The 2,407-nt window shown below is 39.3% G+C and carries 3 protein-coding genes; all 3 read left to right on the top strand.

From position 1 onward, the window contains the following. Positions 1-84 precede the first annotated feature (84 nt). The 3 genes from tnpA to tnpC are packed head-to-tail and all read left to right on the top strand — an operon-like array spanning position 85 to position 2,350. Complete coding sequence (gene tnpA, locus DFR57_RS18040) at positions 85-387, top strand: IS66 family insertion sequence element accessory protein TnpA (protein ID WP_114354614.1); 303 nt, start codon at positions 85-87, stop codon at positions 385-387. After that, positions 384-734 (top strand): IS66 family insertion sequence element accessory protein TnpB, encoded by a 351-nt coding sequence (gene tnpB, locus DFR57_RS18035; protein ID WP_114354613.1) that lies wholly within the window; start codon positions 384-386, stop codon positions 732-734. Before tnpA ends, tnpB begins: the two co-directional genes overlap by 4 nt. A gap of 53 nt (positions 735-787) precedes the next feature. Next, positions 788-2,350, top strand: a complete 1,563-nt coding sequence (tnpC, locus tag DFR57_RS18030) for an IS66 family transposase (RefSeq protein WP_114354615.1) — start codon at positions 788-790, stop codon at positions 2,348-2,350. Positions 2,351-2,407: the final 57 nt, after the last annotated feature.

Below are 2,407 nucleotides of genomic sequence, written 5' to 3'. Positions count from 1 at the left end.
GTAAGCGTCAAATACTTCACACGTATGCAACTCAGCCTCCAGATGAGATAATCTTCATAGATTAATTCTCAAAGGAGGCTTTTTATGTCAGATAAACAGTTAGAATGGGAGACAAAAATGGATCAATGGAGCGAAAGCGGCCTTAGTATGGCTGCTTGGTGCCGTAAAGAAAATATTAATATTCATCAAATGTATTATTGGAAACGTAAATTTGATCATCAAACAGATAATCCTTCTTCTAGCGATTGGCTAGAAATTAGCCATTCAGCTGAAACTGACGAGCATTCATCCATCATTATCAAGGTAGATAGGTTATCAGTGGAAGTAAAACCACAGGTTGATCGTCAACTTTTATCTGATGTAATACATTTATTGAAGTATCAATGATTCACCCATACTATGAAAGGGTTTATTTAGCTTGTGGTCCTACGGACCTTAGAAAGTCCATTGATGGCCTAGCAATTATAGTAAAAGAGGCATTTGAACTTGATCCATTTTCACCTGCACTCTTTGTGTTTTGCAATCGAAATAGAGATAAAATAAAAATTCTACAATGGGATAATAACGGCTTTTGGCTTTATTATAAAAGACTAGAGACCGGTAAATTCTCTTGGCCAGACGAATCATCTAAGCTAACAAAAGACATCTCCCCGCGTCAACTGCGTTGGTTATTGGATGGATTGACGATTCAACAATCTGCTCACCGTGAAGTTAAAGCACGAACAATTTTATAAAATATGTGAATTCGCTCTATTCAAGGCGGATTCTTTTTCGTATAATGAATTTTATGGAAAAGCTAACGAACGCAAAAGATGCCCAATTTTATAAAGACCGCGCTGAGAAACTTGAACTTGAAAAAGAAGAACTTGAAGCAAAGCTAAAATGGTATGAGGAACAATTTAGACTGAGTCAAAAAAGACAATTTGGTGCTTCAAGTGAACAAAACCCGAATCAACTTTCTCTATTTAATGAACCTGAAGATACATCAAATAAAGATGTAGAAGAGCCTACGATTGAAACGATTACGTACATTCGCAAGAAAAAAGGACAGCGTGACAAGAAGCTCGAAGACCTTCCGACTGAAACGATTGAGTATCGTTTATCAGAAGAGGAACAGGTCTGTTCGTGTTGTGATGGGGAATTGCATGAAATGAGCACGGAAGTGCGTAGAGAAATTGAGATTATTCCCGCACAGACTAAAGTGAAAAAGCATGTGCGTTACATTTATGGGTGCCGTCATTGTGCACGTAATGAAATTGAAACGCCTATTCAAATCGCTAAGTCGCCATCTCCTGTGTATCCAGGCAGTTTAGCATCACCTTCAGCAATGGCGTATTTAATGTCACAAAAGTACGTAGATGGTATGCCGCTTTATCGACAAGAAAAAGCTTTGGAACGCCTTGGATTATCTTTATCCAGGCAGACCATGGCAAATTGGATCATGTACGGTGCAGAGAACTGGTTATCCATTATTTTTGATCAGATGTATCAATATATGATTAACCAAGAGGTTCTGCATGCGGATGAAACGACCCTTCAGGTGTTATCTGAACCTGGACGAAAAAGTCAATCAACTTCATACATGTGGATGTTTCGAACAGGTACTGCACACGAGCCAGTTGTGTTATATGATTACCAACAAACACGCGCTAGTAAACACCCAAAACAGTTCTTAGAAGCATTCAGTGGCTATCTACATGTCGATGGTTATGCCGGTTATCACGCGATTCCGAATGTGACACTGGTTGGATGTTGGGCACACGCGCGTCGGAACTTTAAAGATGCATTAACCGCACTTCCAGAGACAGCAAAAGCCTCACGGCTTACTGCACAAGAAGGTTTGGATTTTTGTGATCGGCTCTATAAAGTTGAACGTCAACTCAAAGACATTAGTGCCATTGAGCGTTATCACGAGAGGAAAAAGTTAAGTCTTCCCATCTTAGAGGAATTTTCTAAATGGTTAAACGTGCAAGCACCAAAGGTGTTACCAAAAAGTGCATTGGGTAAAGCCATTAAATACTGCAAGTCTCAGTGGCATAAACTTGAAGCCTTTCTTTTGGATGGACGATTAGAGTTGGATAATAATCGTGCGGAGAGAGCAATTAAACCCTTTGTTTTAGGAAGGAAAAATTGGCTTTTCAGCAACACGGCGAAGGGTGCAAAAAGTAGCGCTCTTATTTATAGTGTCGTTGAAACATCTAAGGCGAATAACCTTAATCCCTATGCATACTTAAAATATTTATTTGAAGAACTTCCGAATGTAGATCTCACAGATTCTACTGAAATCGAAAAGTATCTACCTTGGTCAGACTGTATACCAGAAAGTTGTCGCATACCAAGTAAGAAGTAATCCAATCATAGCATGAGCCCAGACCTGAATGATAGGTGTGGGCTATTTGACGCTTAC

Origin of the sequence: Saliterribacillus persicus, assembly GCF_003337485.1 — a bacterium.
Taxonomy (GTDB): Bacteria; Bacillota; Bacilli; order Bacillales; family Amphibacillaceae; genus Saliterribacillus; species Saliterribacillus persicus.
The sequence above is the reverse complement of the archived record's forward strand: the minus strand, read 5'-3'. Positions and strand labels throughout refer to the sequence as shown.